The sequence below is a fragment of the Pseudomonas sp. PDM26 genome, from assembly GCF_019219185.1.
Taxonomy (GTDB): Bacteria; Pseudomonadota; Gammaproteobacteria; order Pseudomonadales; family Pseudomonadaceae; genus Aquipseudomonas.
Window position 1 is genome coordinate 141,259 of the sequence record NZ_JAHUWC010000002.1, and the last position, 24,588, is coordinate 165,846.

Here is a 24,588-nt window from a genome sequence, read left to right on the forward strand (position 1 = left end):
GGCGCTCTTGAGTCCATCGCGAGCAAGCTCGCTCCTACAAGGGGGATCAGGCCTTGAGGTTGCGCAAACTGCGCTCCATCCGCGCAATGCCTTCTTCCAGCAGCGATCGTGGGCAGCCGAAGTTCAGGCGCACGAACTGCTTGCAGTCATCACCGAAGTCCAGCCCGGCGCTCAAGCCAACTTTGGCCTGTTCGAGGAAGAACTGTTGCGGGTTGTCCAGCCCCAGTGCCGTGCAGTCGAGCCACGCCAGATAAGTGCTTTGCGGCAGGTTCATGGAGATGCCCGGCAGGCGGGTGCGCACAGCCTCGGCGAGGAAATCGCGGTTGCCTTGCAGGTAGACCTTCAGCTCGGCCAGCCACGGCGCGGCTTCGCTGTAGGCAACGCGGGTGGCTTCCATGCCCAGCGGATTGACGCTGTCGACCATGCCGCAACGAGCGTGGTTGACCTTCTCGCGCAGGTGACGGTCCTGGATGATCATGAACGAGGTCTTGAGACCGGCGATGTTGTAGGCCTTGCTCGCCGACATCAGCGTGATGGTGCGCTGGGCCGCTTGCGGGCTCAGGGTCGCCATCGGAATGTGCTGGCGCCCGTCGTAGCACAACTCGGCGTGGATCTCGTCGGAAATGATCCAGGCGTCGTGCTCAAGGCAAATGTCGGCAATGGCTTGCAGCTCTGCGCGGGGGAAGGCCTTGCCCAGCGGGTTATGCGGGTTGCTCAGCAGCAGTGCGCCGCCACCTTGCAGCGACTGGCTCAAGGTGTCCAGCGGCGTGGTGTAGGTGCCATCGGCTTGCACATCGAAGTTCAGCTCGACCTTGTTCAGGCCCCAATGCCCGGGTGCGTGGCGCAGCGGTGGGTAGTTTGGCACCTGCACAACGACGTTCTGTGGTGCCTGCACCAGGGCCTTCAACGCCATGTTGAAGCCGGATTCAACGCCCGGCAGGAAGATCAGCTCCTGGGGCTCGACGCGCCAGGCGTACTTATTCCAGAGGTCGGCGACGATCGCCTCGCGCAGGTCATCCCGGGCCACGCTGTAACCGACCATCGGGTGTTCCAGGCGTTTTTGCAGGGCCTGGATGATCACCGGCGGTGCGGCGAAATCCATGTCGGCGACCCACATCGGCAACACATCGGCCGGGTAACGGCTCCATTTTGTACTGCCGGTGTTGTGACGGTCGAACACCTGATCAAAATCGAAAGTCATGCGGGATCTCGTAGAAGCGGGGTTGAACATGCGCCAATGATAAGCGCCAATCCCCTGTAGGAGCGAGCCTGCTCGCGAAGGAGTGTCAGATACGGTGATGTCAACTGACACACCATCGCGAGCAGGCTCGCTCCTACAAGGATTTTCACGGCCCGCTGGATTTGCCCGACGGTCGGTTTTCACACAAAGCACTAGTGCATTGACTACAGTTTGTAGTGTCGGCAGCCAGACTGCCACTACCGTGGTTGTTCAAAAAAACCCGGCCATATACCGGGTTCCACCTGATCAGGAGTGCACGATGGATCTCAGCCGTCGTCAGTTCTTCAAGGTCGCCGGTATCGGCCTTGCAGGCTCTAGCCTGGGCGCGTTGGGCATGGCCCCGACGACAGCCTTTGCCGAACAGGTGCGTCACTTCAAGCTCGCCCATACCCATGAAACCCGCAACACCTGTCCGTACTGCTCGGTCGGCTGCGGGTTGATCATGTACAGCCAGGGCGATGACGCGAAGAATGTCGCGCAAAACATCATCCACATCGAAGGTGACGCCGACCATCCGGTCAACCGCGGCACCCTTTGCCCCAAAGGCGCGGGCCTGCTGGACTTCATTCACAGTCCCAGTCGTCTCCAGTACCCGCAGGTGCGCAAGCCTGGTACCACGGAGTGGACTCGAATCTCCTGGGATGAAGCGCTCGATCGCATCGCCGACCTGATGAAGGCCGACCGCGACGCCAACTTCATCGAGAAGAACGCCAAGGGGCAAACGGTGAACCGCTGGTTGAGCACCGGTTTTCTCGCGGCATCGGCGTCGTCAAACGAAGCGGGTTACATCACCCACAAGGTGATTCGCAGTCTCGGCATACTGGGGTTCGATAACCAGGCGCGTGTCTGACACGGTCCGACGGTGGCAAGTCTTGCCCCGACGTATGGCCGTGGTGCCATGACCAACCACTGGACCGATATCGCCAACGCGAATCTGGTTCTGGTGATGGGTGGCAATGCCGCCGAAGCGCACCCTTGCGGTTTCAAATGGGTCACCGAAGCCAAAGCCCACAACAAGGCGCGGCTGATTGTGGTCGACCCGCGTTTCACCCGTACGGCCTCGGTGGCCGACTATTACGCGCCGATCCGCACCGGGACCGACATTGCCTTCATGGGCGGGCTGATCAATTACCTGCTGACCGAAGACAAGATCCAGCACGAGTACGTGCGGGCCTATACGGACGTGTCGTTCATCGTCAAGGCCAGCTACGGTTTCGAGGACGGGTTGTTCAGCGGTTACGACGCGAGCAAGCGCAGCTACACCGACAAGTCCGGTTGGGGCTATGAAATCGGCGAGGACGGCTTCGCCAAAGTCGACCCGACCTTGCAAGACCCTCGCTGCGTCTACCAATTGATGAAGCAGCATTACAGCCGCTACACCCTGGAGCTGTCCAGTCAGGTCTGCGGCATGCCCGTGGACGCAATGCAGAAAATCTGGGAAGAGATCGCCACCTGCTCGCAACCGGGCAAAACCATGACGATTCTCTACGCGTTGGGCTGGACCCAGCACTCAACCGGCTCGCAGATGATCCGCAGCGCGGCCATGGTGCAATTGCTGCTGGGCAACGTCGGCATGCCGGGCGGGGGCGTCAATGCCCTGCGCGGGCACTCCAACATCCAGGGCCTGACTGACCTGGGCTTGCTGTCCAACCTGCTGCCCGGTTACCTGACCCTGCCGGCCGAAGCCGAACAGGATTACAACACCTACATCGCCAAGCGCGCACTCAAGCCGCTACGTCCCGGGCAGATGTCTTACTGGCAGAACTACGGCAAGTTCCACGTCAGCCTCATGAAGGCCTGGTACGGCGCCAATGCCACCGTCGAGAACAACTGGGGCTACGACTGGCTGCCCAAGCTGGACATTCCCGGCTACGACATCCTGAAAATGTTCGACATGATGGGCAAGGGCGAAGTCAATGGCTACCTGTGCCAGGGCTTCAACCCGATCGCCGCCTTGCCGGACAAAAACCGGGTGATGAAGGCGCTGGCCAAACTCAAGTGGCTGGTGGTGATGGACCCACTGGCGACCGAAACCTCGGAGTTCTGGCGCAACGTCGGGCCTTACAACGACGTGGAAACGGCCAACATCCAGACCGAGGTCATCCGCCTGCCCACCACCTGCTTCGCCGAAGAAAACGGTTCGCTGGTCAACAGCGGCCGCTGGCTGCAATGGCACTGGAAGGGTGCCGATGGCCCGGGGCTGGCGCGCACCGACGTGAAAATCATGGCCGAGCTGTTCCTGCGCCTGCGCAAGCGTTACCAGGCCAACGGTGGTGCCTGGGCCGAGCCGATCCTCAAGCTCGACTGGCCCTACAAAATACCGGATGACCCGACGCCGGAAGAGCTGGCCCGGGAGTTCAACGGCTACGCCGTCGCCGATGTCACCGACGCCTCGGGCGCGGTGGTCAAGGCCGGTCAGCAGTTGTCCGGCTTCGGCCAGCTCAAGGACGATGGCAGCACGGCATCCGGTTGCTGGATTTTCTGCGGCAGCTGGACCGAGCAGGGCAACAACATGGCCCGGCGTGATAACAGCGACCCTTACGGGATGAAGCAGAACCTCGGCTGGGCCTGGGCCTGGCCGGCCAATCGACGGATCCTCTATAACCGCGCCTCGTGCGACCCGAAAGGCAAACCATGGGACGCGAACAAACGGCTGGTGTGGTGGAACGGCAAGGTCTGGACCGGCACCGACGTGCCCGACTACAAAGTCGACGCCGCACCGGAAGCGGGCATCAACCCGTTCATCATGAACCCCGAAGGCGTGGCGCGTTTCTTCGCCCTCGACAAGATGAACGAAGGGCCGTTCCCGGAACACTATGAGCCGTTCGAGACGCCCATCGGCATCAACCCGATGCACCCCAACAACAAGCAGGCGACCAGCAACCCGGCCGGGCGGATCTTCGATTCAGTCTGGGACTCCCTCGGGCAGGCCAAGGACTTCCCGTATGCGGCGACCAGCTACCGGCTGACCGAACACTTCCACTTCTGGACCAAGCATTGCCCGATCAACGCCATTACCCAACCGGAACAATTCGTCGAAATCGGCGAGGTGCTGGCCAAGGAGAAGGGCATTGCTGCCGGTGACCGAGTAAGGGTCAGCTCCAAGCGCGGGCATATCGAAGCGGTGGCGGTGGTGACCAAGCGGATTCGTCCGCTGCAGGTCAACAATCAGGTCGTTCACCAGATCGGTATCCCCTTGCACTGGGGCTTCACCGGCGCCACCCGTCACGGCTACCTGACCAACACCCTGGTGCCGTTCCTCGGCGATGGCAACACCCAGACCCCGGAATCCAAGTCATTCCTGGTCAACGTGGAGAAAGTCTAAATGGCCAGCCAAGACATCATTGCCCGCTCGGCCACCACCACCCCCGCGCCGTCGATACGCGGCGTGGAGGAAGTCGCCAAGCTGATCGACACCACCAAATGCATCGGCTGCAAGGCCTGCCAGGTCGCCTGCTCGGAATGGAACGAGTTGCGTGACGAGGTCGGTCACAACCATGGCACCTACGGCAACCCGCAGGACCTCACCGCAGAAACCTGGACCTTGATGCGCTTCACCGAGCACGAGACCGACGCCGGCAACCTGGAATGGTTGATCCGCAAGGACGGCTGCATGCACTGCGCCGAGCCCGGTTGCCTGGCGGCATGCCCCAGCCCGGGGGCGATCATCAAGCACGCCAACGGCATCGTCGATTTCGATCAGGACCACTGCATTGGCTGCGGCTACTGCATCACCGGTTGTCCGTTCAACATTCCACGGATCTCGCAGAAGGATCACAAGGCCTACAAATGTACGTTGTGTTCGGACCGGGTGGCGGTAGGGCTGGAACCGGCCTGCGTGAAAACCTGCCCGACCGGTGCCATCGTGTTCGGCTCCAAGGAGGACATGAAGGAACACGCCGCCGAGCGTATCGTTGATCTCAAGAGCCGTGGCTTTGAAAACGCCGGTCTGTATGACCCCGCGGGCGTCGGCGGCACCCATGTGATGTATGTACTGCACCACGCCGATACGCCGAAACTGTACGCCGGTTTGCCGGCCGATCCGATCATCAGTCCCTTGGTCAACCTGTGGAAAGGCGTGAGCAAACCTCTGGCGCTGCTCGCCATGGGCGCGGCGGTGCTGGCCGGGTTCTTCCACTACGTGCGGGTCGGCCCGCAAGTGGTCGAAGAGGATGAACACCCGAGCCCACCGGATACCTCGGTGCACGAAGTCGACCCGGCGGTGCATACCTTCGATCCCCGTGGGGAGGGCAAGCCATGAGCGACAAGACGATCCTGCGCTACACCAGCAACCAGCGCACCAATCACTGGCTGGTGGCGATTCTGTTCTTCATGGCCGGGTTGTCCGGGCTGGCGCTGTTCCACCCGGCGCTGTTCTGGCTGAGCAACCTGTTCGGCGGCGGGCCGTGGACGCGCATTCTGCATCCGTTCATGGGTGTATTGATGTTCCTGTTGTTCCTCGGTTTAGTGCTGCGTTTCTGGCGCGCCAACTACTTCATCGCCAACGATCGCCTGTGGCTCAAGCGCATCGACCGGGTGATCAAGAATGAAGAGGAGGGCGTTCCGCCCATTGGCAAGTACAACCCCGGGCAGAAGTTGCTGTTCTGGACTTTACTGCTGTGCATGCTGGTGTTGCTGTTCAGCGGCCTGGTGATCTGGCGCGCGTATTTCAGCGATTACTTCGGCATCACGCTTATCCGCTGGGCGAGTTTGCTGCATGCGTTGGCCGCTTTCGTGCTGATCCTGAGCATCATCGTGCACATCTATGCCGGTATCTGGATCAAGGGCTCGGTCAGCGCCATGGTGCACGGCTGGGTCAGCCGCGCCTGGGCGAAGAAGCACCACGAACTCTGGTACCGCCAAGTAACTCAAGATGAGACGCGCGGCGAATCACCCAAGCGACCGATCACCAAAAAGGGCTGACATTTGCCAACTATCCTGGAACCTGGAGAAATCGAAGCGGCGGCCAGTTCGCCGCCGTTTCTGTACATGCCACCGCATGACCTGTTCAGCCTGCGCGCCCTGCGCCTGGAAACGCTGGCCGAAGGGCACCCGCTGGCCGATTACCTGCGCCTGATTGCCGGATTGTGCCGGGTGCAGCAACAGGTGCTGGACGACCCGCCGCTGAGCGAACCCCTCGATCGGCAACGCATCGAGTTGTGCCAGCAACACGGCCTGCCACCGTTCGCGGCCGACAGCCTGGCGCGCGAAGACGATTGGCAGCTTTACCTCGATGCTTTGCTGCAGCGCTATAGCGCACCGTCACACTCCGCCGTGGCCGATGCCGTGCAAACCTTGCGCCTGGCCGGTGCCGGGCAGCGTCGCGCCTGGGCGGTGGCGTTGGTCAGCGGCCAGTATTCGCTGGTGTCGGCAGCATTGGTGCCGTTTCTCGGTGCGGCACTGCAAACAGCCTGGAGCCACTGGCTGTTGAGCACGCCCAATCTGCAACTAACCCCCGGTGACAGCCTCAGCCAGTGCCCGGCCTGTGGCTCGCCGGCCATGGCCGGGGTCATCCGCCATCGTGGCAAGTACAATGGTTTGCGTTATCTGGTCTGTTCGCTGTGCGCCTGCGAGTGGCATGTGGTGCGGGTCAAGTGCGTGTATTGCGAGCAGAGCAAGGGCCTGGAATACCTCAGCCTTGAAGATGACCGCCATGCCGCCAACCAGGCGCCGTTGCGCGCTGAAGTCTGCCCCGGTTGCAACAGCTATCTGAAGTTGCTCTATCTGGAGAACGATGCGGATGCCGAAGCGCTATCGGCAGACCTGTCCAGCCTGATGCTCGACATGCGCCTGACCCAGGACGGTTATCAGCGTTTGGCCCCGAATCTGCTGCTGGCTCCGGGAGACGAATAAGCGCAGCGTCTACACTCTGGCGCGAGGGTCCTTCGTTTTCAGGAGCGCCAGATGTCTGCACGCGGTGCCAGCCAACCCCTGCGTCTACCTTCCATCGACAGTCTGTTGCGGCACCCGGCGTGCCAGCCGTTGGCCGAGCGCTATGGACGCGACGCCTTGCTGAGTACCTTGCGGCTTTTGCTGGATGAGTTGCGCGAAGGGGTGCAGCAGGGTTTGCTCGAACCCGCAGAAGTCAGCGCCGAAGTGCTGGCGGGCAGGGTCGGCGAACGGTTGACAGCCCAGCATCGCGGCCAGGTGCGCCGGGTGTTCAACCTCACCGGCACGGTGCTGCACACCAACCTCGGGCGGGCGTTGTTGCCCGAAGAGGCGATTGAAGCGGTGCAAATGGCTGCGCGCTATCCGCTCAACCTCGAATTCGACCTGTGCAGCGGCAAGCGCGGTGACCGCGACGACCTGATCGAAGGCTTGATCCGCGAACTGACCGGCGCTGAAGCGGTGACCGTGGTCAACAACAATGCCGCAGCGGTCTTGCTGACCCTCAACAGCCTGGGTGCGCGCAAGGAAGGGATTATTTCCCGGGGCGAACTGATTGAAATCGGTGGTGCCTTTCGCATCCCCGACATCATGGGCCGCGCCGGGGTGAAGCTGGTTGAGGTCGGCACCACCAACCGCACCCATGCCCGCGACTACGAGGCCGCCATTGGCCCGCGCAGCGCATTGATCATGCGCGTGCATGCGAGCAACTACAGCATTCAAGGCTTCACCACGAATGTGGCGACGGCTGAACTGGCGCAAATCGCCCACCAACATGGACTGCCATTGCTTGAAGACCTCGGCAGCGGCAGCCTGCTGGACCTGACCCGCTGGGGCTTGCCCGCCGAACCGACGGTACGCCAGGCGCTGCTCGATGGCGCGGACATCGTTACCTTCAGTGGCGACAAACTGCTTGGCGGACCGCAAGCCGGGCTTATCGTCGGCCGCAAGGAATTGATCGCCAGAATCAAGATAAACCCGCTCAAGCGTGCGCTGCGGGTCGACAAAATGACCCTGGCTGCCCTGGAAGCGGTGTTGGCTTTGTACCGCAACCCGGACCGACTGGCCGAGCGCTTACCGAGCCTGCGTCTGTTGACCCGAGCACAGGCCGATATCCTCGCCCAGGCCGAGCGATTGCGGCCAGCGCTGGCCCAGGTGCTGGGTGAGGGCTGGAGCGTCAGTGCCATGCCGGCACTGGGCATGATCGGCAGCGGCAGCCAACCGGTGGCACGGCTGGCCAGTGCGGCGCTGTGTGTGCGACCACTCACCTCCAAGCGCTTGCGCGGGCGATCCTTGCTGAATCTTGAGGAGGCTTTGCGCGGTTTACCGATTGCGGTTCTCGGGCGCATCGACGATGACGCCCTGTGGCTGGACCTGCGGCAACTGGACGACGAGCCGGCATGGCTCGCGCAGCTCGATCAATTACAAGTGGAGGGCCGGACAGGGTGATTGTCGGCACCGCAGGGCACATCGACCATGGCAAAACCGCGCTGCTCCAGGCGCTGACCGGTCAGGCGGGTGACCGGCGCCGCGAAGAGCGCGAGCGCGGTATGACCATCGACCTCGGCTACCTGTATGCCGCGCTGGAGCCGGGAGCGGGCCTGACCGGCTTCATCGATGTTCCCGGCCATGAACGCTTCACCCACAACATGCTCGCCGGAGCGCAGGGCATCGATCTGGTGTTGCTGGTAGTGGCCGCCGATGACGGGGTGATGCCACAGACCCGCGAGCATCTGGCGATTGTCGAGCTGCTGGGCATTCCCCGGGCGCTGGTGGCCATGACTAAATGCGACCGGGTCGATGGCGACCGGGTGCAGGCTGTTCGCGAGCAGGTGGAAGCATTACTGGCGCCGGGGCCGTATGCCAATGCACCGCTGATGGCGCTGTCGAGCGTGACCTTTGATGGCATCGACACCTTGCGCCAGGCGTTGCTCGATGCCCAGCGTGAAGTGTCGCAACGCAGCACCGAAGGTGGTTTTCGCCTGGCGATCGATCGCGCCTTCAGCGTGGCCGGGGCCGGTATCGTGGTGACCGGTACGGCGCTGTCCGGCCAGGTTGCGGTGGGCGATACCTTGCTACTGGGGCCACAAGGCAAACCGGTGCGCATTCGCGGCCTGCACGCGCAAAACCAGGCCACCGACCACGCCATTGCCGGCCAGCGCGTGGCGTTGAACCTGAGTGCCGAACGGCTGGCCCTGGAGCACATCCATCGCGGCCACTGGTTGCTGGGCGCCGGCTTGTACGCACCGACACAGCGCCTGGACATCGACATGCAGTTACTCCCCGACGAATCCCGCGCCTTCGAGCACTTTCAACCGGTGCATGTGCACCTTGGCACCCAGGACGTCACCGGGCGAGTCGCCTTGCTCGAAGGCACCAGCCTGGCGCCCGGTGGACGGATGTTTGCGCAACTGCTGCTCAATACGGCGGTGCATGCGGTGAAAGACGACCCGCTGATCCTGCGCGACCAGAGTGCCCAACGTACGCTGGGTGGCGGCAGGGTGCTCGATCCGTTTGCACCCACCCGACAACGTCGCAGCCCCGAACGGTTGGCGCAGCTGGTCGCGCTGGCGAACAGCGCAACGCTGGAAGATGTATTGCCGGCATTGCTGGCCCATAGCGACACAGGGATCGATCCGCAGCGCCTGGAACGGCAGTTCAATCGACCGCGCAGCAGTTGGGTATTGCCCGCTGACGTGCGCTTGATCGATACCCGTCAAGGCGCGTTGCTGTTCAGTGCCGGTCGATGGGAAGCCTTGAAGGTGGCGGTACTGGAGCACCTCGCACGCTTTCATCAGCAAGAACCGGATCAGATGGGACCGGACCGGGATCGCTTGCGTCGATTCGCCGGCAGCACTCTTGAACGCGCGACATTTATCAGCCTGATCGACCAGTTGCTGGCCAGCGGCGACATCGCCAGCAGCGGCCCGTGGTTGCACCTGCCCGGGCATCAGGTGCGCTTGAGCGAAACGGACGAAACCCTGTGGCTACACTTGCAGCCGCTGTTCGAACAGGCCGGTTTCGACCCGCCGTGGGTGCGCGACCTGGGGCATGAGGAAGCGGCTGTGCGCGACTTGCTGCGCAAAATGGCGCGCCTGGGCTTGATGCACCAGGTGGTGCGCGACCTGTTCTATACCGACAGCATGATTCGCCGATTGGCGGCTATGCTGTTGCAACTGGCCGACGCCAACCCGGTGATTCAGGTGGCGGCATTTCGGGATGCGGTGGGCCTGGGGCGCAAGCGCAGCATTCAGATACTGGAGTACTTCGACCGTATCGGCCTGACCCGTCGCTTTGGCGATCGACGGCAGATTCGCCCGGACAGTGCGTTGGCCCAGCACACAGAGCACTGATTCAAAGGCAAGACTTCAAGGAAGGCAATCGCGCCCGGTGGCGCGGCCGGGCTTCAAACCCGGTTGGGGACGGCATCCGTTCCCGGGCAGGTTCGACTCCGGCTGCCTTCCGCCACTTTCCATTCAGAACGGCCCGAAGTCCAACGGGTACTGGATGACCACGTACACCCGGTCGATGTCATCGCCGGCCTGGGCCGCGTTGGCCCGGTGCGACACATGGGACAGTTGCAGCGACAAGCCCTTGGCCGCCCCGGACTGCACGACGTAGTGCAGGTCAATGTCTCGCTCCCAGTGCTTGCCCCCGTCACCTTGTTGCGGCACGAAGGTGCCGGTCGCCGGGTCGAACGGGTTGTAGGCCCCGCCTTGTGGTGCGTGGGTGCCGTCGATCTGGTCGCCGGTGACGTAGCGGGTCATGAACTTCAGGCCGGGTATGCCGAAGGTGGCCAGGTCAAGGTCGTAGCGAACTTGCCAGGAGCGTTCGCGGGCGCCATTGAAGTCGGCGTACTTGATCGAGTTGGCCAGGTAGATGGAGTCGCCACCGACAAAATCGAACGGCGTATCACCGTTGATTTTCTGATAGGCCAGGGTGAAACCATGGGCGCCCAGCGTGTATCGGCCGGACAGGCTGTACGCCGTGTTGTCGATGGCACCGGCCAGTGCCTGACCGGTGTCCCGGGTGTGATAGAGGTTGGCGTCGAGGAAGACTTCGGTCTGCTTGAAGTGCAGGTTGCCGTAGTACTGATGCCAGGTGTCAGTCAGATCCGAGGCATACAGGGCGCCACCGACCGGGCTTTGGGTAAACAGGTCGGCGCCGACAAACGAAATGCCGCCGGCCTCGGTGTTGGCGCCATAACCGAAAAAGTTGCCCTTGCCTGACGCACTGTCCTGATTCTTGAATGCCGTGAAGTGGCCGGCTTGCAGGTTCATGCCGTCGATTTCGCGGCTATCGAGCAGAAAACCGGTGGCGTACTCCGGCTGCAGGCGTTTGTCCGCGGTGTCGAATACCGGGCTTTCGACCTCCATTTCACCATACGCCAGGGTGGTGTTCGAGGCCTTGAGCTTGATCGCGCCGCCACCGCCGGAGTAATCGCTTTCACTGCGGCCGTCACTGCCCACCGGCAGTAATCCGGTCCCGGAATGGCCCTTGCCGCCATCGAGTTTCAATCCCAGAAAGGCATGGGCATCGAGGCCGAAGCCGACCGTGCCCGGCGTGAAACCGGATGTAAAAGCGCCGATAAAGCCTTGAGCCCATTCGGCTTTGTAGCTCTTGCCGGTTGGCGAAGGGGATCGATAGTCGCTGTTCAGGTAAAAGTTTCGGCTGAGTACGCCAAGCGTTGCTCCGTCGAAAAATCCTTCTGCGCCTTGCGCCGGTTCATCGGCCAGTGCGTGGGTAGCGAACAGGCAGAAGCACAGGGCAATCGTCACCCTGAAGTCTTGCGGGAAGAGGGTCATCAATGGCTCACCACAGGGGGTAGCGACTGCGATGATTCACTGTAGGAGCGAGCTCGCTCGCGATGGTCGTTAACGATAACGCTCGTTTACTGGCTAAACGCGGCGTTCTTGAGACCATCGCGAGCAAGCTCGCTCCTACGGGAGTCCGCCTGCAGTCGCTGGTTTTTTCAACGGACCTTAATGGCCTTCGGATGCACCAAACATGGTCTTGGCGTAGATCAGGCCCAGACCGTAGGCACCGCCGTTGGCAATCGAGGTTTTCACCGTTTCGTCGTAGGTCTCGGTGCGGGCCCAGTCACGTTGCAGTTCCAGCAGGTATTGCAGCGCGGTCATCGGCCGGGCGCCGATCTGGATCATGCGCTGCATGGCCATTTCATGGGCTTCGGTGCTGACGTCGCCACAGGCGTCGGCAATCACATACACCTCAAAGCCCTGGTCGATCGCCGACAACGCCGGGCCAACGATGCAAACGGAGGTCCACAGACCGGCGAGGACAATCTTCTGCTTGCCGATGGCATTGACTTGCACGGCAATGCGCTCGTCTTCCCAGGTGTTCATGCTGGTGCGGTCGATGACGTTGTGTTCCGGGAACACGGCTTTGATTTCGTCGAAGATCGGCCCGGAGAAGCTCTTCTCGGCGACGGTGGTGAGAATGGTCGAGACCTTGAAGCCACGGGCTGCCTTGGCTACCAGCGCGGCGTTGTTGCGCAGGGTCACGGCATCGATCGACTTGGTCGCGAAGGACATCTGCGACTGGTGGTCGATCATGATCAGGGTGTGGTCGATCGGGGTCAGCAGGGTTTTGCCGGGGACTGCTTTTGCAATGGCCATGACAGGGTCCTTACGGGGTGAGTGAGGACGTCATGGTTACGCAGATCGAATCGGGAATATTGAATCGGTGTGCTGTCTTTGCCGAGTGCCAGGCGCCCCGGGCGTGAACAGGTTTGATTCCATTGTTCTCGTCCTACAAATAAAGTTTCATTTTATTGTCCGCCCGTGTGGGAAGTTTCTGAAAATTTCAGGTGGGTATGGAGAATTAACGTCAGATGCTTCATCGTTTATAGGGAGAAACAAAAAGCACCTCTTAAAGTTACGGTTTTATGCATTAAAAAATGAATTTAAAGTCGAGTCGCCACTGAAGTTGATGATGCGCTGAGTGCCGGACTGGCTGCCTTTGGGCCACAAGAAGTTCGTTGACTTCACTTAGGTTCGCTTCGCTTCACAGGAATACTCTAAATGTCCACTGATCATTCTTTCGCGCAATCTCGCGGCGATACAGCGTTGTCTGAAAAAGGCCAGGGTGTATATAGCGCTTAGTTCAGCACCCTGCAGTTCCCCAACACACTGGATAGTGCGGAAAACACCGCCATGGAGGTATGAACATGCTCAACGAACTGCGTACTTTCTTCGACCACAGCCGCCACACACTCTGGGTCCGCGAGGTGGACGCCCCGCTCGATGTCCTGGCCTTCCACGGTGAAGAGCACCTCAGCCAGCCCTTCAGCTACCACATCGAGTTCACCTCCAGCCAGCTCGACATCGACGCCGAACGCCTGCTCGGCCAACAAGCCAGCTTCAGCCTGCACGCGGTGCCGGAAAAGGTCTCGTCCCTGGCCTTCGCGCCGCCCCAGGTCAAGCCGCTGCGCAGCCTGCACGGCGTGGTGACCGGCTTCAAACGCCTGTCCGCTTCCATCGACGAGGCGCGCTACGAAGTCACCCTGCAACCGCGTCTGGCGCTGCTCGCGCGGGGCCGGCAATACCGGATCTACCAGCACCAGTCGGTGCCCGAGATCGTCGAGCACATCCTGCGCAGCCGCCACGCTTTCCGGGGCCAGGACTTCCTCTTCCACCTGCACCGCGAATACCCCAGGCGTGAGCAGGTGATGCAATACGGCCAAAGCGACCTGGCCTTTGTCGCCCGCCTGCTGGCCGAAGTCGGCATCTGGTACCGCTTCACCAGCGACGAGCGCCTGGGCATCGACGTCGTCGAATTCCACGACTCCCCGCGCGCCTACCAGTTCGACGTCGAGTTGCCGCTGCGTCCGCTCTCCGGGTTGAGCAGCGATCAGGACAGCGTCTGGGCCCTGCAGTCGGAACACCAGGTGGTGGAGCAGCACGTGAATATCCGCGCCTACCACCACCGCGACGCCCGCGCGTATCTCGACGGCGACATCGACCAGACGCGCGGCGCCAAGGGCACCTACGGCGAGGCCTACCACTACGCCGAACCCTACACCGCACTCGGCGACCGCCATGCTTTCCCCGAAGACGTGCAGTGCGAAAGCGGCTACTTCTATGCGCGCCTGCGCCACGAGCGTTACCTCAATCGCCGCACCCGCCTCAGCGGCATGAGCAGCAGTCCCCGCCTGGCGCCGGGGCAGGTGCTGGAAGTCACCGACGGCGCGCCCCAGGCCTTCGCGCCGCGGGCGGTGATCGTTGAGCTCAAGGCCCGCGCCGCCCGCGACCGCAGCTTCGAGTGCAGCTTCCAGGCCATCCCCTATGCGCAGACGGTGTGCTTTCGCCCTGAGGTGCCGCCCAAGCCGTTGATCGCCGGCACCGTGCCGGCCCGGGTGACCAGCGCACAGGCCCACAACCCCTACGCCGATACCGACGCCGAAGGCCGCTACCGGGTGCAGTTCCTGTTCGACCGCGACACCTGGGACGCCGGCCGCGAAAGCACCTGGCTGCGCCTGGCCCGGGCGTACGCCGGCGACACCCACGGCCTGCACCTGCCGCTGATCGCCGGCACCGAAGTGGCGGTGGCCTTCGAACAGGGCGACCCCGACCGGCCGTACATCGCCCACGCCCTGCACGACAGCCAGCACCCCGACCACGTCACCATGTACAACGAAAAGCGCAACGTGCTGCGCACCCCGGCCAACAACAAGCTGCGCCTGGACGATACCCGCGGGCAGGAGCACATCAAGCTCAGCACCGAACACAGCGGCAAGAGCCAGCTCAACCTCGGGCACGTGGTGGATGCCGAGCGTCAAAAGCGCGGTGAGGGGTTTGAGTTGCGCACCGATGCCTGGGGCGCGATTCGGGCGGGCAAGGGGTTGTTTATCAGTGCCGATGAACAAACCAAGGCCCAGGGGCAGGTGCTGGAGATGGGGGCCGCATCCAGCCTGATCGAGGGGGCGAAACGGCAGATAGCCTACTGGCAAGACATCGCCCAGGCCCATCACAGCCGCCAGCCCACCCTCGACGGCTTGCAGCAGTTGCAAACCGCCGCGAAAGACCTGGCCGACGCGGCCATCCTGCTCAGCGCGCCCAAGGGCATCGCAGCGGTGACCCCGGCCAGCCTGCTGTTCAACAGCGGCGACGCGCTCCACCTGCAAAGTGGCGACGACATCAACCTGGCCGCCGTTCAGCGTCTTTTAGCCCACGCCATTCAAGGCATCTCCCTGCTGGCCCAGCAGGGAGGCCTGCGCCTGGTCTCCGGCAAAGGCCCGCTGGAAATTGAATCCCACGGCGACCTGATGAACCTGATTGCCCAACACGACATCACCATGCAATCGGTGCAGGGCCATCTGCAGCTGACGGCCAGAAATGGCATCACCCTGGGCTCCGGCGAAGGCTGTATCCGGATTACCCCGCAGGGCAGGATCCAATTTATCAGTCCAGAGGTGATCGACTTCTACGGGCGATGCATTTTCGGTCCGCCTGCCGGCGAAGCGTTTCCTTTGCCTGAACTGCCTGGCTCGGTGTGCAAGGAGTGCCTGAAGAAGGCTCAGGCAAATGCTCAGGGTTTCGTTCTCAGGGAGGCACGAGGATGACGGCTGTTGCTCACACAAAATGGCTGGAACTGCTGGAAGTCTCCTGCGCTAAGGCCTCTATTGGCTGCCTGGACGTCATCATCGACCAGGCGGGCAGCGCCACTCCGTGGCTGCCCAGCGTGCTCAGTGTCGAACCGGCGATCCCCTGGCATTCGTTGTTCACCGGGTTACCGGAGGCCGGTGCCGACGAACTGGCTCCGCTGCTGGTGCGCATCGATCTGGCGCAGCCCCTGCAACGGCAATGGCTGATCGGCTTGATGCAGGCGCTGCGGGGTGGCTCGCAACTGTTGATGCTGGCCTCCCATTGGCCTTTCCAACACTTGGCCGAGTGCCTGGGGCGCTGTCTGGAGGCCGTCAACGGCGGCTACCTGGGACTACTGCGTTACTACGACCCGCGGGTATTTCCGTTGCTGTTCAGCCATGTGCTTGAACCTGATCAACAGCACATCCTGCTGGCCCCGGCGGTGTTCTGGAGCTGGCTCGATCGCGATGGTGCACCGCAGCGCCTGCTGGGAAGCAGCGAGCCGCCGGACAGGCCCGAGTGTTTCAGCCTCATCGAACTCAGTGACGATCAACTGGACATCCTTGGGTGTGTCAGCGATGCCACTTTGGTCGTGAAGCGCCTGAGGGATGCATTCCCTTTGGAGTGGTGCGCAGAACGTCGTTTCCGCGCTTGCTACGTGGCCATGATCGAGGCAACTGAAGCCGGGTTGCTATCCGATTCTCAGCGAGAAGCTTTTGTTCTTGAAAAGGTGCGAACCACAGGAGTGGAGTCACCGTGGAAACCCGGGAAATGAAGCCTATGCCTAAATCATCTGTCGCTAGTCATTGGGGGACAACCTTCTGCGTTCTGATCGGTACTTTGTTCGCTCAAAGCACTCAAGCCAGCACCCTCGAAGGCATCAACCACACCCATTGGGCCATCAACCAGTTCAGCGTCAATGGCCGCTCCGGCCTGGATACCATTGGTCCGTACCAAGGCGGAGGAGGCGGATGTTGTTACATCGCGCCTTCGCGTTGGCAGCCGGGGATGACAGTACGGGTCGACTGGGAAACAGGAGTTGGTAGCACGGCGGGGTATCCCGGCTTTGGTGATTGGCCCAAGTATCTGGCTTGGGTTGACAAAATCGAGGCTCAGAAACGTCGGCACAGCAAGGAGGTTCCTGTTCCCGACTACACCGGCCAGAACGTCTGCGGCCTCACCGTGCACTTCCTGCCCTGCGACGAACTGCAGGTCACCACCTCCTGCTACGCCTACGGCAGCCCCGAATACCCGATCAATACCCCGCTGCAATTGCCGGAGCCTCGTCATGTCCGAAGTGAAACACGCCCCCGTCTGGTACCCGCCGCAGTTCCCGTTGCAGGGCCGCTTGCCCACCCGGGCCGCGCAGGTCCATCAGAACCTGCATCGCCAGAACAGTCAGGAACGTGACTACCACGATGCACTGTGCATCGCGGCAGGTCGCCGCGTATTGCCACCCTGCTGCAAGACTGTGCACGTCAGCCTGTTTTTCGACGGCACCGGCAATAACCTCAACAACGACTTGTACCTGTCCAATCCCAAACATCCGACCAACGTCGCTCGCCTGTTCCGCGCCAGCATTGGCGACGGCCATGCCGGCGGCACCACCCACGGCTCCAGCACCGCCCGGGGTCTGACCGATGCGCCAGGCACCGGAAACGGCCAGTATTTCAAGTACTACATGCCCGGCGTCGGCACGCCGTTCACCGAAGTCCGCGACCTGGACTACAGCCTGTTCGGCCTGGGTGGTGCCAGCTATGGCGAGGAGCGCATCAACTGGGCGCTGATGATGATCCTCGACGCCCTGCGCCGTACGCTGGGTCAGCCGCGGCTGGACAACACCAGTTTGCTGGCGGCGGTCCGGGCCATGGGCAGCCTGCCGGGGCTGGAGTGGGCGACCGGTTCCGGCAACCGCCTTCGTGAGTTTTACAAACAGTTCTCCGCCCTGACCCGGCCGTTGCGCATCGCCCTGCAGCAGCACCAGCCCGGGCAGGTCAAGCTGCTGGGGCTCAAGCTTTATGTGTACGGATTTTCCCGCGGTGCCGCGGCGGCGCGAGCGTTTGTCAGTGCGCTGAACCAACTGTTGGCCCGGGCTACGCAGAGCCTGAGGTTGCTCGACCTGCACTTGCCGGTGAGCGTGGAATACCTCGGACTGTTGGATACCGTGGCCTCGGTGGGTCTTGCCGATATCATCCCGGGGGCGAACGGGCATATGAGCTGGGCCGATGGCAATCAGCAGTTGCCCGCCAACCTGGTCAAGCGCTGTTTGCACCTGGTGGCCAGCCATGAGCAGCGGTTGTGTTTTCCATTGGAGTCGATTCGCCGTGCGCAGGGGGGCTACCCGGTCAACAGTGTCGAGGTGATCTACCCGGGGGTGCATTCGGATCAGGGTGGGGGGTATCCGCCGGGGGATCAAGGGAAGGCTTACAGCGAGGACTATATCGAGGGGGATGGTCTATTGCTGTCGCAGATCGCCTTGCATGATCTGTATGCCGACGCGTTTGCTCATGGCTCACCGTTTAAAGTACCTAAGGATGCCCTACCTATAGAGTTACGCCAGGACTTGTGGCGGGCGATGGAATTTGATTTGCAAGAGCAGTATGACGTTTCTGAAATTTTGGTTAGCCGCTTCAACGCTTGGCGGCAGGTGACTCTCGCCCTTGAGCCCGCACTGCCCCCGCTTACCCTCCAACAAATCGAACACTACGAACCACTCCTCGCCAGCGACAGCCTGGAGCAGGCCCTGCAAGCCCAGTTGGGCTGGATTACCGCCTGGCGCATCGACCGCTATGGCTTCGCCAGCCTGATCGACACCGACTTCTACCGCGAGGCCAGCGACAAAGAAGCCGACCCGCAAGTGCGCAAGGACTCCGAGAACAATCGCGACGCCGAGCAGAAAAAAGTCGAGGACCGGCGCAAGCTACAACACAACCGCGAACGCCGGGAGGATGTAGCAAAAACGCCGTTTGAACCCGGGGTCAAGGACTTCGATGCCGACATGGCGCAAACCCAGTTGCGCGAAGCCGCCGAGGAGTTCGCCGCGGCCTACCGGAGCCCCGGATCGCTGCGCACCATCGCCCGGCGCGTGGTCCTGCTGGCGCTCGGTCAGCAACCCTATCAGGCCTACGAAGTTATTCTTGCCGAGCATCAGCGCATGAAAGCTGCGGGGCGAGCCTTGGTCAGTCGGTTGTTCCCGTCCCCCAGTGATTGGGGCAACCACCGCTACGAACACACCCGCGGGCATGTGGCTGAACACCTCAACGCCGCGCAGCCGGAGGGCCTGCTGCGTGCCCTGTTCGACGATCAGGTCCACGACTCAAGGGCCTGGTTTCTCTATAAGTTGGGGCGTGAGCCCGGACGTCACTATTTCAACGAGCGCATGGTGTTCTTCGGTGACTTCGGCCGTCGGGATCTGGCGCTGTATGGAGAAGAGGGTGTCGTTCAACTGGCGGCAGGCAAGACCGCACCCGCGTCCGAGTCTGTTCGTTCAACGCCACCGGTGATGGACGCTGAGCGCCTCGCTGAAGTCCATCGTGCCATCGACGCGATCTGGGATGCCTATGACGCCAACGGCGGCGAGGTGAACGATGCGCTGGTCTGAATTGGCTGTCCGCCATTCGCGACAAAGAGTCGACATCAGGCTCACGAGGCGCCCGTTGCTCGGCGCCCTGTGCGGCCTCGCCGTGACCTTGCTCACGCAAACCATCCACGCTAGCACGATCGAAGGAATCAACCATACCCATTGGGCGATCAACCGATTCAGCGTCGATGGACGCTCGGGCATCGACATTATCGGCGCGTACAAAGGTGGTGGCGGTGGGTGTTGTTACATCGCGCCGTCGCGCTGGCAACCGGGGATGACGGTGCAGATCGATTGGGAGACTGGAGTGGCTTATCCCGATGGGTTCCCCGGTTTTGCTGATAGACCCAAGTACTTAGCTTGGAGAGATGAAATGCGCTCCTATAAACGCCAACACACCCAAGTAGTTCCCGTCCCCGACTACACCGGCCAAAAAGTCTGCGGCCTCACCGTGCACTTCCTGCCCTGCGATGAGCTGCAGGTCACCACCTCCTGCTACGCCTACGGCAGCCCCGAATACCCGATCAAGACCCCGCTGCGACTGCCGGAGCCTCAGTCATGCCCAAAATAATCTGCGGCCAAATGGCCGGAGGCAAGCCAATGAACGCTTTGTTTGATCGGTGCATTGATAGCTGCACCCAAGCCAGCTCCATACCCCTTAGCCAGGTGCTCAAATGAAGCCAGCTCCGAAATTCCGCCCATATCCCGAGCCGCGCGAAGCCCGTTATTTGCGCTGGTTTGTCGTTGGTGCTGTCCTACTTGTTCTGACACGGCTCGTATGGACGAACGTTGACAACGTTATGCCCGGATTACCACTGATTCTTCTTTTTGGCGGTCTGTCGGCACTATGGCTACTGGCATTTCTAGTACGCGTACTTGTCTACTGTCTCGATTGGCATAGCGCGCGATACTATGAAAAAAACGCGCAACAGGTACAGCAAAGCTGGTGGGAACACCATCGCCAGAAGGTAGCGCTGATCGACACGGTATTGGTGGGGCCAGCCTGTACCAATCCGCTGCAAAGACAAGCCCTGTTCAGTGCGGACCACCGTCCCCCCACGCCTCAAAGTACGCCAGGCGGAGCAACGCTCAAACTGCTTCAGGTCTTCGGCGATGATCTCGTCGAGCGCGAGCGTCAACTGGCGAAGCTGCTGGTTCTACAGTGGCAGGCACAGAGGCCTGACCCTTCCGGGTTACAACCACTGGCATGCTACTGGCAAGGCTCCCTGTCCGTCTGGCGAGCCTTCGCCGAGCAGATGACGAAGTCCTTTCCCCAGATTGAATTGCCCGAGAAGCCCGAGTCCTGGGAGGGCATCTTCAGTCTCGATTCGATCATCGACCGACTGCATGGCGCCCCCGCGGATGCGCGGATTCTCTGTGCCGGCTGCCAATCCTGGTCGCCCGGACAAGGCAGTCATTTGCCGGCGGGAGAGGCCGCGCTGCTGTGGCTGCTCGGTCCCCAAGGTGGAGTCGGTTTCACTCGCGGCGAATGGTTCGATGCGGACACCGAACAGCTCCCGACGGTGGCAGAGCGCGCGCTGCAACAGAGCAAATTGACCTCACCTCCGTCTGTTTGTGTCTCGTTCTCCCAGACCGATGCGCCCCTCGACTGGAACACCGGGCAGCACCTGCAAGACGCCAACTTTGGTGCCTTGGGCGGTCTGGAAGGCATGGTCGTTCAAACCCTGGCTGCCACCTGCTGCGAATTGCAGCGAGTGCCCTGTGCCTGGGTGGCAAGCGATCCTAATTACACATTTGTGCTTGGAGTTATGGAACCCGATGACTCAACAATCTGAATCCCTGAAAGTCTCTGCCTGGCGTACGACCTTATTGCTGGCTGTGTTCCTGGCGGTGCTGATCGCTGCTGGGATTGCGGTTTGGTGGTTATGGATGGAGCCGGGGCCTGTCACTCGTGCCTGGATGCTGGATGTATTGCTTAAGGCCGCATTGTTTTGGGCGTTGTTGTTCATCATGGCGCTGTTGACTTGGCAGACGATGTTGAACGGTATGCGCCAGCTGATAATCGGGCCATGGCTGCCGGCTTCGCAGCCCGTGAAAAACGATTCCGGTAAAGACAAACCGGCCATGGATGTGGCGTTACGCGAAAGTCATGGTCGTTTCTGGCGCCACAAGATCCGCTTGCTGCTCATCGTTGGAGAGCCCGAGCAGATCAAGGCCATCGCCCCCGGCCTGACCGAGGACCACTGTTTGGTAGACCAGGACACTGTGCTGCTCTGGGGCGGCAGTGTGCAAAATCAGATGGACGATTCGGTGCGTGAGCGCTGTCACCGCCTGACCCGCTGGCGTGCCCTCGACGGCGTGGTCTGGGCGCTGAATGCTACGCAAAGCACCGACGACGCGGCAATGCGCCACGGTGTGAATCACCTGCAAAGTTTGGCGCGCGCGCTCGGCTGGTCGCTGCCGCTGCACTTGTGGCAGGTTTGCGCCAGTGCGTGGGCGCAGGACCCGCGTCCGAGCCAGGCGGTGGGCTGTGCTCTGCCGTCACCTCTCACCGCAACAGAGCTGGAAACTTCGCTGCACAGTCTGCTGGGCCCCCTGCGTCAGGATGGCTGGGCTCAGATGAACCTGGCACTTCAGCATGATTTCCTGCTGCGACTGGCGCGGGACCTGGAGGTCGAAGGCATGCCCCGCTGGCGCCACGTACTGGCGCCGTGGTTCGCCACCGGCAAGCAGGATTTACCGTTGCGCGGACTGTGGTTCAGCCTGCCGCTGACCGGCAAAACAGAGCGTAAAAAAGGCGACCACTTCTGGCCCATGAACCCGGCCTGGCACGGCGTGCTCGGCGACCACCGCCGTGCCAGCCGTCGCCTGGGCTGGAGCTTACCGCGCGTCATCTATGGGCTGGCGCTGGGCCTGGCCTTGCTCTGGGGCGCCGGGTTGCTGCTGTCATTCGTCAGCAACCGTGCGCAGGTCACCCAGGTGCACACCTCGCTGACCGAGCTGGAGCAATCGGCCCCCGGCGACGCGCAGTTGCAGGCGCTGAACGAACTGGTGCGCGAACTGGCGCGCCTCGATTACCGCGCCGCCCACGGCACGCCGTGGTACCAGCGTTTCGGTCTGAACCAGAACGATGCGCTGCTGGCCACGCTGTGGCCGCGTTACGTCGAGGCCAATCAGCGCCTGCTGCGCGACCCGGCGCTGGCGCATCTGCTCAGGCAACTCGACGCGTTGGTCAAGCTGCCGCCGGACAGCCCCGAACGTGCCAAGCGGGCCCCGGCCGCCTACGGGCAACTCAAGGCCTACCTGATGCTGGCCCGCCCTGAGAAAACCGACCCGGCCTTCCTCGCCCAGGCCCTGGTGGACGCCGAACCGCAACGCGCCGGATTTTCGCCGGGGCTCTGGCAAGCGCTGGCGCCGACCCTGTGGGCGTTTTACGCCGAGCAACTGGCGGCCCATCCGGCCTGGCGCATCGAGGCCGACCCGACGCTGGTGGCCCAGGCCCGTCAGGTGCTGCTCGGCCAGTTGGGCCAGCGCAATGCCGAAGCCAGCCTGTACCGTCAGGTGCTCGATGCGGCGGCCAATCACTACCCGGCCCTGGGCTTGCAGCAGATGGTCGGCGACACCGACGCCCGCGCGCTGTTCGCCACCACCACCAGCGTACCCGGGGTGTTCACGCGACAGGCCTGGGAGGGCCAGGTCCGCCAAGCCATCGACGCCATTGCCGAGGCCCGCCGCGAAGAGATCGACTGGGTGCTCAGCGACAATTCCGCCAGCCTCGCCGCCGACTTGAGCCCGGAGCAACTGCGCGAGCGCCTGACCGAGCGCTACTTCCAGGACTACGCCAGCGCCTGGCTGGACTTCCTCAATCGTCTGAACTGGCAACCAGCACGCAGCCTGGATCAGGTGATCGACCAGTTGACCCTGATGAGCGACGTGCGCCAGTCGCCGCTGATCGCGCTGATGAACACCCTGGCGTACCAGGGCCAGGCCGGCACTCGCGGCCAGGCCCTGGGCGATTCGTTACTCAAGTCGGCGCAGAAGCTGATGGCCCAGGACAAGGTGCCGCTGATCGACCAACAGGCCCCCGGCGCGAGCGGCCCGCTGGACGCCACCTTCGGCCCGCTGCTGGCCCTGTTGGGCAAGGAGGCCGAAGGCAAGAACGACAACGACCGGCTGAGCCTGCAGGCCTTCCTCACCCAAGTCACCCGGGTGCGCCTGAAACTGCAGCAAGTGAGCAACGCCGCCGACCCGCAGGCGATGACCCAAGCCCTGGCGCAAACCGTGTTCCAGGGCAAAAGTGTCGATCTCACCGACACCCGCGCCTACGGCAGCCTGATCGCTGCCAGCCTGGGGGAGGAGTGGGGCGGTGTCGGCCAGACCCTGTTCGTGCAGCCGCTGGAACAGGCCTGGCAACGGGTGCTGCAGCCGTCGGCGGCGAGCCTCAACCGCCAGTGGCAACGGGCGATCGTCAGCGACTGGCAGGGCGCCTTCGCCGGGCGCTACCCGTTTGCCGCCACTGCCAGCGATGCCTCGCTGCCGATGCTGGGGCAAATGATCCGTGCCGACGCCGGGCGCATCGAGCAGTTTTTGCAGCAGCAACTGGGCGGCGTGTTGCGCAAGGAAGGCCAGCGCTGGGTGGCCGATCCGCGGCACAGTCAGGGCCTGCGCATCAATCCGCAGTTTCTCGCGGCACTCAATCAGCTCAGCCACCTGGCCGACGTGCTCTACACCGATGGCGGCATGGGCCTGAGTTTCGAACTGCGGGGCAAACCGGTGCGCGACGTGGTGCAGACCACCTTCGTCCTCAACGGCAAAAAACACGAATACTTCAACCAGAAGGAAAGCTGGCAACGCTTCAGCTGGCCCGGCTTCAGCGACCACCCGGGGACCCGCCTGAGCTGGATCAGCGTGCAGGCCAACGAACGCCTGTTCGGCGACTACGAAGGCACCTGGGGCCTGATCCGCCTGCTCGAACAGGCACGGGTCACCGCGCTGAACGACACGGACAGCCAGTACCGCGTGCAACTCAAGGCCCCTGACGGCCTGTACCTGACCTGGCACCTGCGCACCGAACTGGGCGCAGGACCGCTGGCGCTGCTCAAGCTGCGCGGGTTCAAGCTGCCGGCGCAGATTTTTCTCGACGAGGGCAACAACGCCGAGCCTTATGCCCGAATTGCTGCGCCTCAAAGCGCAACTCAATGACACGGATAATCCCGCGCTGTCCCGGCGCATGAACGTGTTGCAGGGGGCGCTGGAATCCATCGATCCGGTACGCGATGCAGTGCGCTGCGGTTGAACCTCATTTATCAGGATGTATT

16 protein-coding genes, 1 tRNA gene and 1 pseudogene are annotated in these 24,588 nt (G+C 62.4%); 15 read left to right on the forward strand and 3 right to left on the reverse strand.

Annotated elements, in window-relative coordinates:
• Positions 1-46: 46 nt before the first annotated feature.
• A complete protein-coding gene (locus KW849_RS04665) occupies positions 47-1,201 on the reverse strand; it encodes a MalY/PatB family protein (RefSeq protein ID WP_218428114.1) in 1,155 nt (384 codons plus the stop codon).
• Between the two features lie 298 nt (positions 1,202-1,499).
• On the opposite strand from KW849_RS04665, the gene fdnG reads away from it, so the two are divergent.
• The 7 genes from fdnG (at position 1,500) to KW849_RS04700 (ending at position 10,594) form a co-directional block, all read left to right on the forward strand.
• A complete protein-coding gene (gene fdnG, locus KW849_RS04670; protein WP_218428116.1) occupies positions 1,500-4,565 on the forward strand; it encodes a formate dehydrogenase-N subunit alpha in 3,066 nt (1,021 codons plus the stop codon).
• Entirely contained in the window at positions 4,566-5,501 is a 936-nt protein-coding gene (gene fdxH / locus KW849_RS04675; protein ID WP_218428118.1) for a formate dehydrogenase subunit beta, read from the forward strand.
• A complete protein-coding gene (locus KW849_RS04680; protein WP_218428120.1) occupies positions 5,498-6,163 on the forward strand; it encodes a formate dehydrogenase subunit gamma in 666 nt (221 codons plus the stop codon). Before fdxH ends, KW849_RS04680 begins: the two co-directional genes overlap by 4 nt.
• A 3-nt stretch (positions 6,164-6,166) precedes the next feature.
• Positions 6,167-7,093, forward strand: coding sequence for a formate dehydrogenase accessory protein FdhE (gene fdhE, locus KW849_RS04685; RefSeq protein ID WP_218428122.1), 927 nt, complete (start codon positions 6,167-6,169; stop codon positions 7,091-7,093).
• A gap of 51 nt (positions 7,094-7,144) precedes the next feature.
• Positions 7,145-8,575 carry an L-seryl-tRNA(Sec) selenium transferase gene (selA, locus tag KW849_RS04690; RefSeq protein WP_218428124.1) on the forward strand — a complete coding sequence of 477 codons (1,431 nt, stop codon included), beginning with the start codon at positions 7,145-7,147 and terminating at the stop codon, positions 8,573-8,575.
• Entirely contained in the window at positions 8,572-10,479 is a 1,908-nt protein-coding gene (gene selB / locus KW849_RS04695) for a selenocysteine-specific translation elongation factor (protein WP_218428126.1), read from the forward strand. The genes selA and selB overlap by 4 nt, the downstream gene beginning before the upstream one ends.
• A gap of 19 nt (positions 10,480-10,498) precedes the next feature.
• Positions 10,499-10,594 (forward strand) — tRNA-Sec (locus KW849_RS04700).
• 8 nt (positions 10,595-10,602) lie between these two features.
• On the opposite strand, the gene KW849_RS04705 is transcribed toward KW849_RS04700, so the two are convergent.
• A complete protein-coding gene (locus tag KW849_RS04705; protein ID WP_218428129.1) occupies positions 10,603-11,931 on the reverse strand; it encodes an OprD family porin in 1,329 nt (442 codons plus the stop codon).
• Between the two features lie 177 nt (positions 11,932-12,108).
• Positions 12,109-12,762: a hydrolase gene (locus KW849_RS04710; protein WP_218428131.1), complete on the reverse strand. Its 654-nt coding sequence runs from the start codon at positions 12,760-12,762 to the stop codon at positions 12,109-12,111.
• 551 nt (positions 12,763-13,313) lie between these two features.
• Here KW849_RS04710 and KW849_RS04715 point away from each other — a divergent pair.
• The 8 genes and pseudogenes from KW849_RS04715 (at position 13,314) to KW849_RS31240 (ending at position 24,566) form a co-directional block, all read left to right on the forward strand.
• A complete protein-coding gene (locus tag KW849_RS04715; protein WP_218428133.1) occupies positions 13,314-15,707 on the forward strand; it encodes a type VI secretion system Vgr family protein in 2,394 nt (797 codons plus the stop codon).
• Positions 15,704-16,504: a DUF4123 domain-containing protein gene (locus KW849_RS04720; RefSeq protein ID WP_218428135.1), complete on the forward strand. Its 801-nt coding sequence runs from the start codon at positions 15,704-15,706 to the stop codon at positions 16,502-16,504. The genes KW849_RS04715 and KW849_RS04720 overlap by 4 nt, the downstream gene beginning before the upstream one ends.
• Before the next feature lie 5 nt (positions 16,505-16,509).
• Positions 16,510-17,030: pseudogene (locus KW849_RS04725) on the forward strand (DUF3304 domain-containing protein).
• The gene (locus KW849_RS04730; RefSeq protein WP_218428137.1) at positions 17,018-19,330 is read left to right on the forward strand and encodes a DUF2235 domain-containing protein; all 2,313 of its coding nucleotides are present in this window, start codon (positions 17,018-17,020) and stop codon (positions 19,328-19,330) included. The pseudogene KW849_RS04725 and the gene KW849_RS04730 overlap by 13 nt, the downstream one beginning before the upstream one ends.
• Complete coding sequence (locus KW849_RS04735; RefSeq protein WP_218428139.1) at positions 19,317-19,880, forward strand: DUF3304 domain-containing protein; 564 nt, start codon at positions 19,317-19,319, stop codon at positions 19,878-19,880. Before KW849_RS04730 ends, KW849_RS04735 begins: the two co-directional genes overlap by 14 nt.
• Positions 19,881-19,983: 103 nt before the next feature.
• Positions 19,984-21,105, forward strand: coding sequence for a hypothetical protein (locus tag KW849_RS04740; protein WP_218428141.1), 1,122 nt, complete (start codon positions 19,984-19,986; stop codon positions 21,103-21,105).
• The gene (locus KW849_RS04745; RefSeq protein ID WP_256357078.1) at positions 21,089-24,472 is read left to right on the forward strand and encodes an ImcF-related family protein; all 3,384 of its coding nucleotides are present in this window, start codon (positions 21,089-21,091) and stop codon (positions 24,470-24,472) included. Before KW849_RS04740 ends, KW849_RS04745 begins: the two co-directional genes overlap by 17 nt.
• On the forward strand, positions 24,435-24,566 hold the full coding sequence (locus tag KW849_RS31240; protein ID WP_371319107.1) for a hypothetical protein: 132 nt from the start codon (positions 24,435-24,437) through the stop codon (positions 24,564-24,566). The genes KW849_RS04745 and KW849_RS31240 overlap by 38 nt, the downstream gene beginning before the upstream one ends.
• Positions 24,567-24,588 lie beyond the last annotated feature (22 nt).

Coding starts and splice junctions, on each gene's coding strand:
- KW849_RS04710 (WP_218428131.1), bottom strand. CDS start 12,762: ATGGCCATTGCAAAAGCAGTCCCCGGCAAAACCCTGCTGACCCCGATC.
- KW849_RS04740 (WP_218428141.1), top strand. CDS start 19,984: ATGAAGCCAGCTCCGAAATTCCGCCCATATCCCGAGCCGCGCGAAGCC.
- KW849_RS04745 (WP_256357078.1), top strand. CDS start 21,089: ATGACTCAACAATCTGAATCCCTGAAAGTCTCTGCCTGGCGTACGACC.
- KW849_RS04705 (WP_218428129.1), bottom strand. CDS start 11,931: ATGACCCTCTTCCCGCAAGACTTCAGGGTGACGATTGCCCTGTGCTTC.
- KW849_RS31240 (WP_371319107.1), top strand. CDS start 24,435: ATGCCCGAATTGCTGCGCCTCAAAGCGCAACTCAATGACACGGATAAT.
- fdxH (WP_218428118.1), top strand. CDS start 4,566: ATGGCCAGCCAAGACATCATTGCCCGCTCGGCCACCACCACCCCCGCG.
- KW849_RS04715 (WP_218428133.1), top strand. CDS start 13,314: ATGCTCAACGAACTGCGTACTTTCTTCGACCACAGCCGCCACACACTC.
- selA (WP_218428124.1), top strand. CDS start 7,145: ATGTCTGCACGCGGTGCCAGCCAACCCCTGCGTCTACCTTCCATCGAC.
- KW849_RS04665 (WP_218428114.1), bottom strand. CDS start 1,201: ATGACTTTCGATTTTGATCAGGTGTTCGACCGTCACAACACCGGCAGT.
- KW849_RS04720 (WP_218428135.1), top strand. CDS start 15,704: ATGACGGCTGTTGCTCACACAAAATGGCTGGAACTGCTGGAAGTCTCC.
- KW849_RS04680 (WP_218428120.1), top strand. CDS start 5,498: ATGAGCGACAAGACGATCCTGCGCTACACCAGCAACCAGCGCACCAAT.
- KW849_RS04735 (WP_218428139.1), top strand. CDS start 19,317: ATGCGCTGGTCTGAATTGGCTGTCCGCCATTCGCGACAAAGAGTCGAC.
- KW849_RS04730 (WP_218428137.1), top strand. CDS start 17,018: ATGTCCGAAGTGAAACACGCCCCCGTCTGGTACCCGCCGCAGTTCCCG.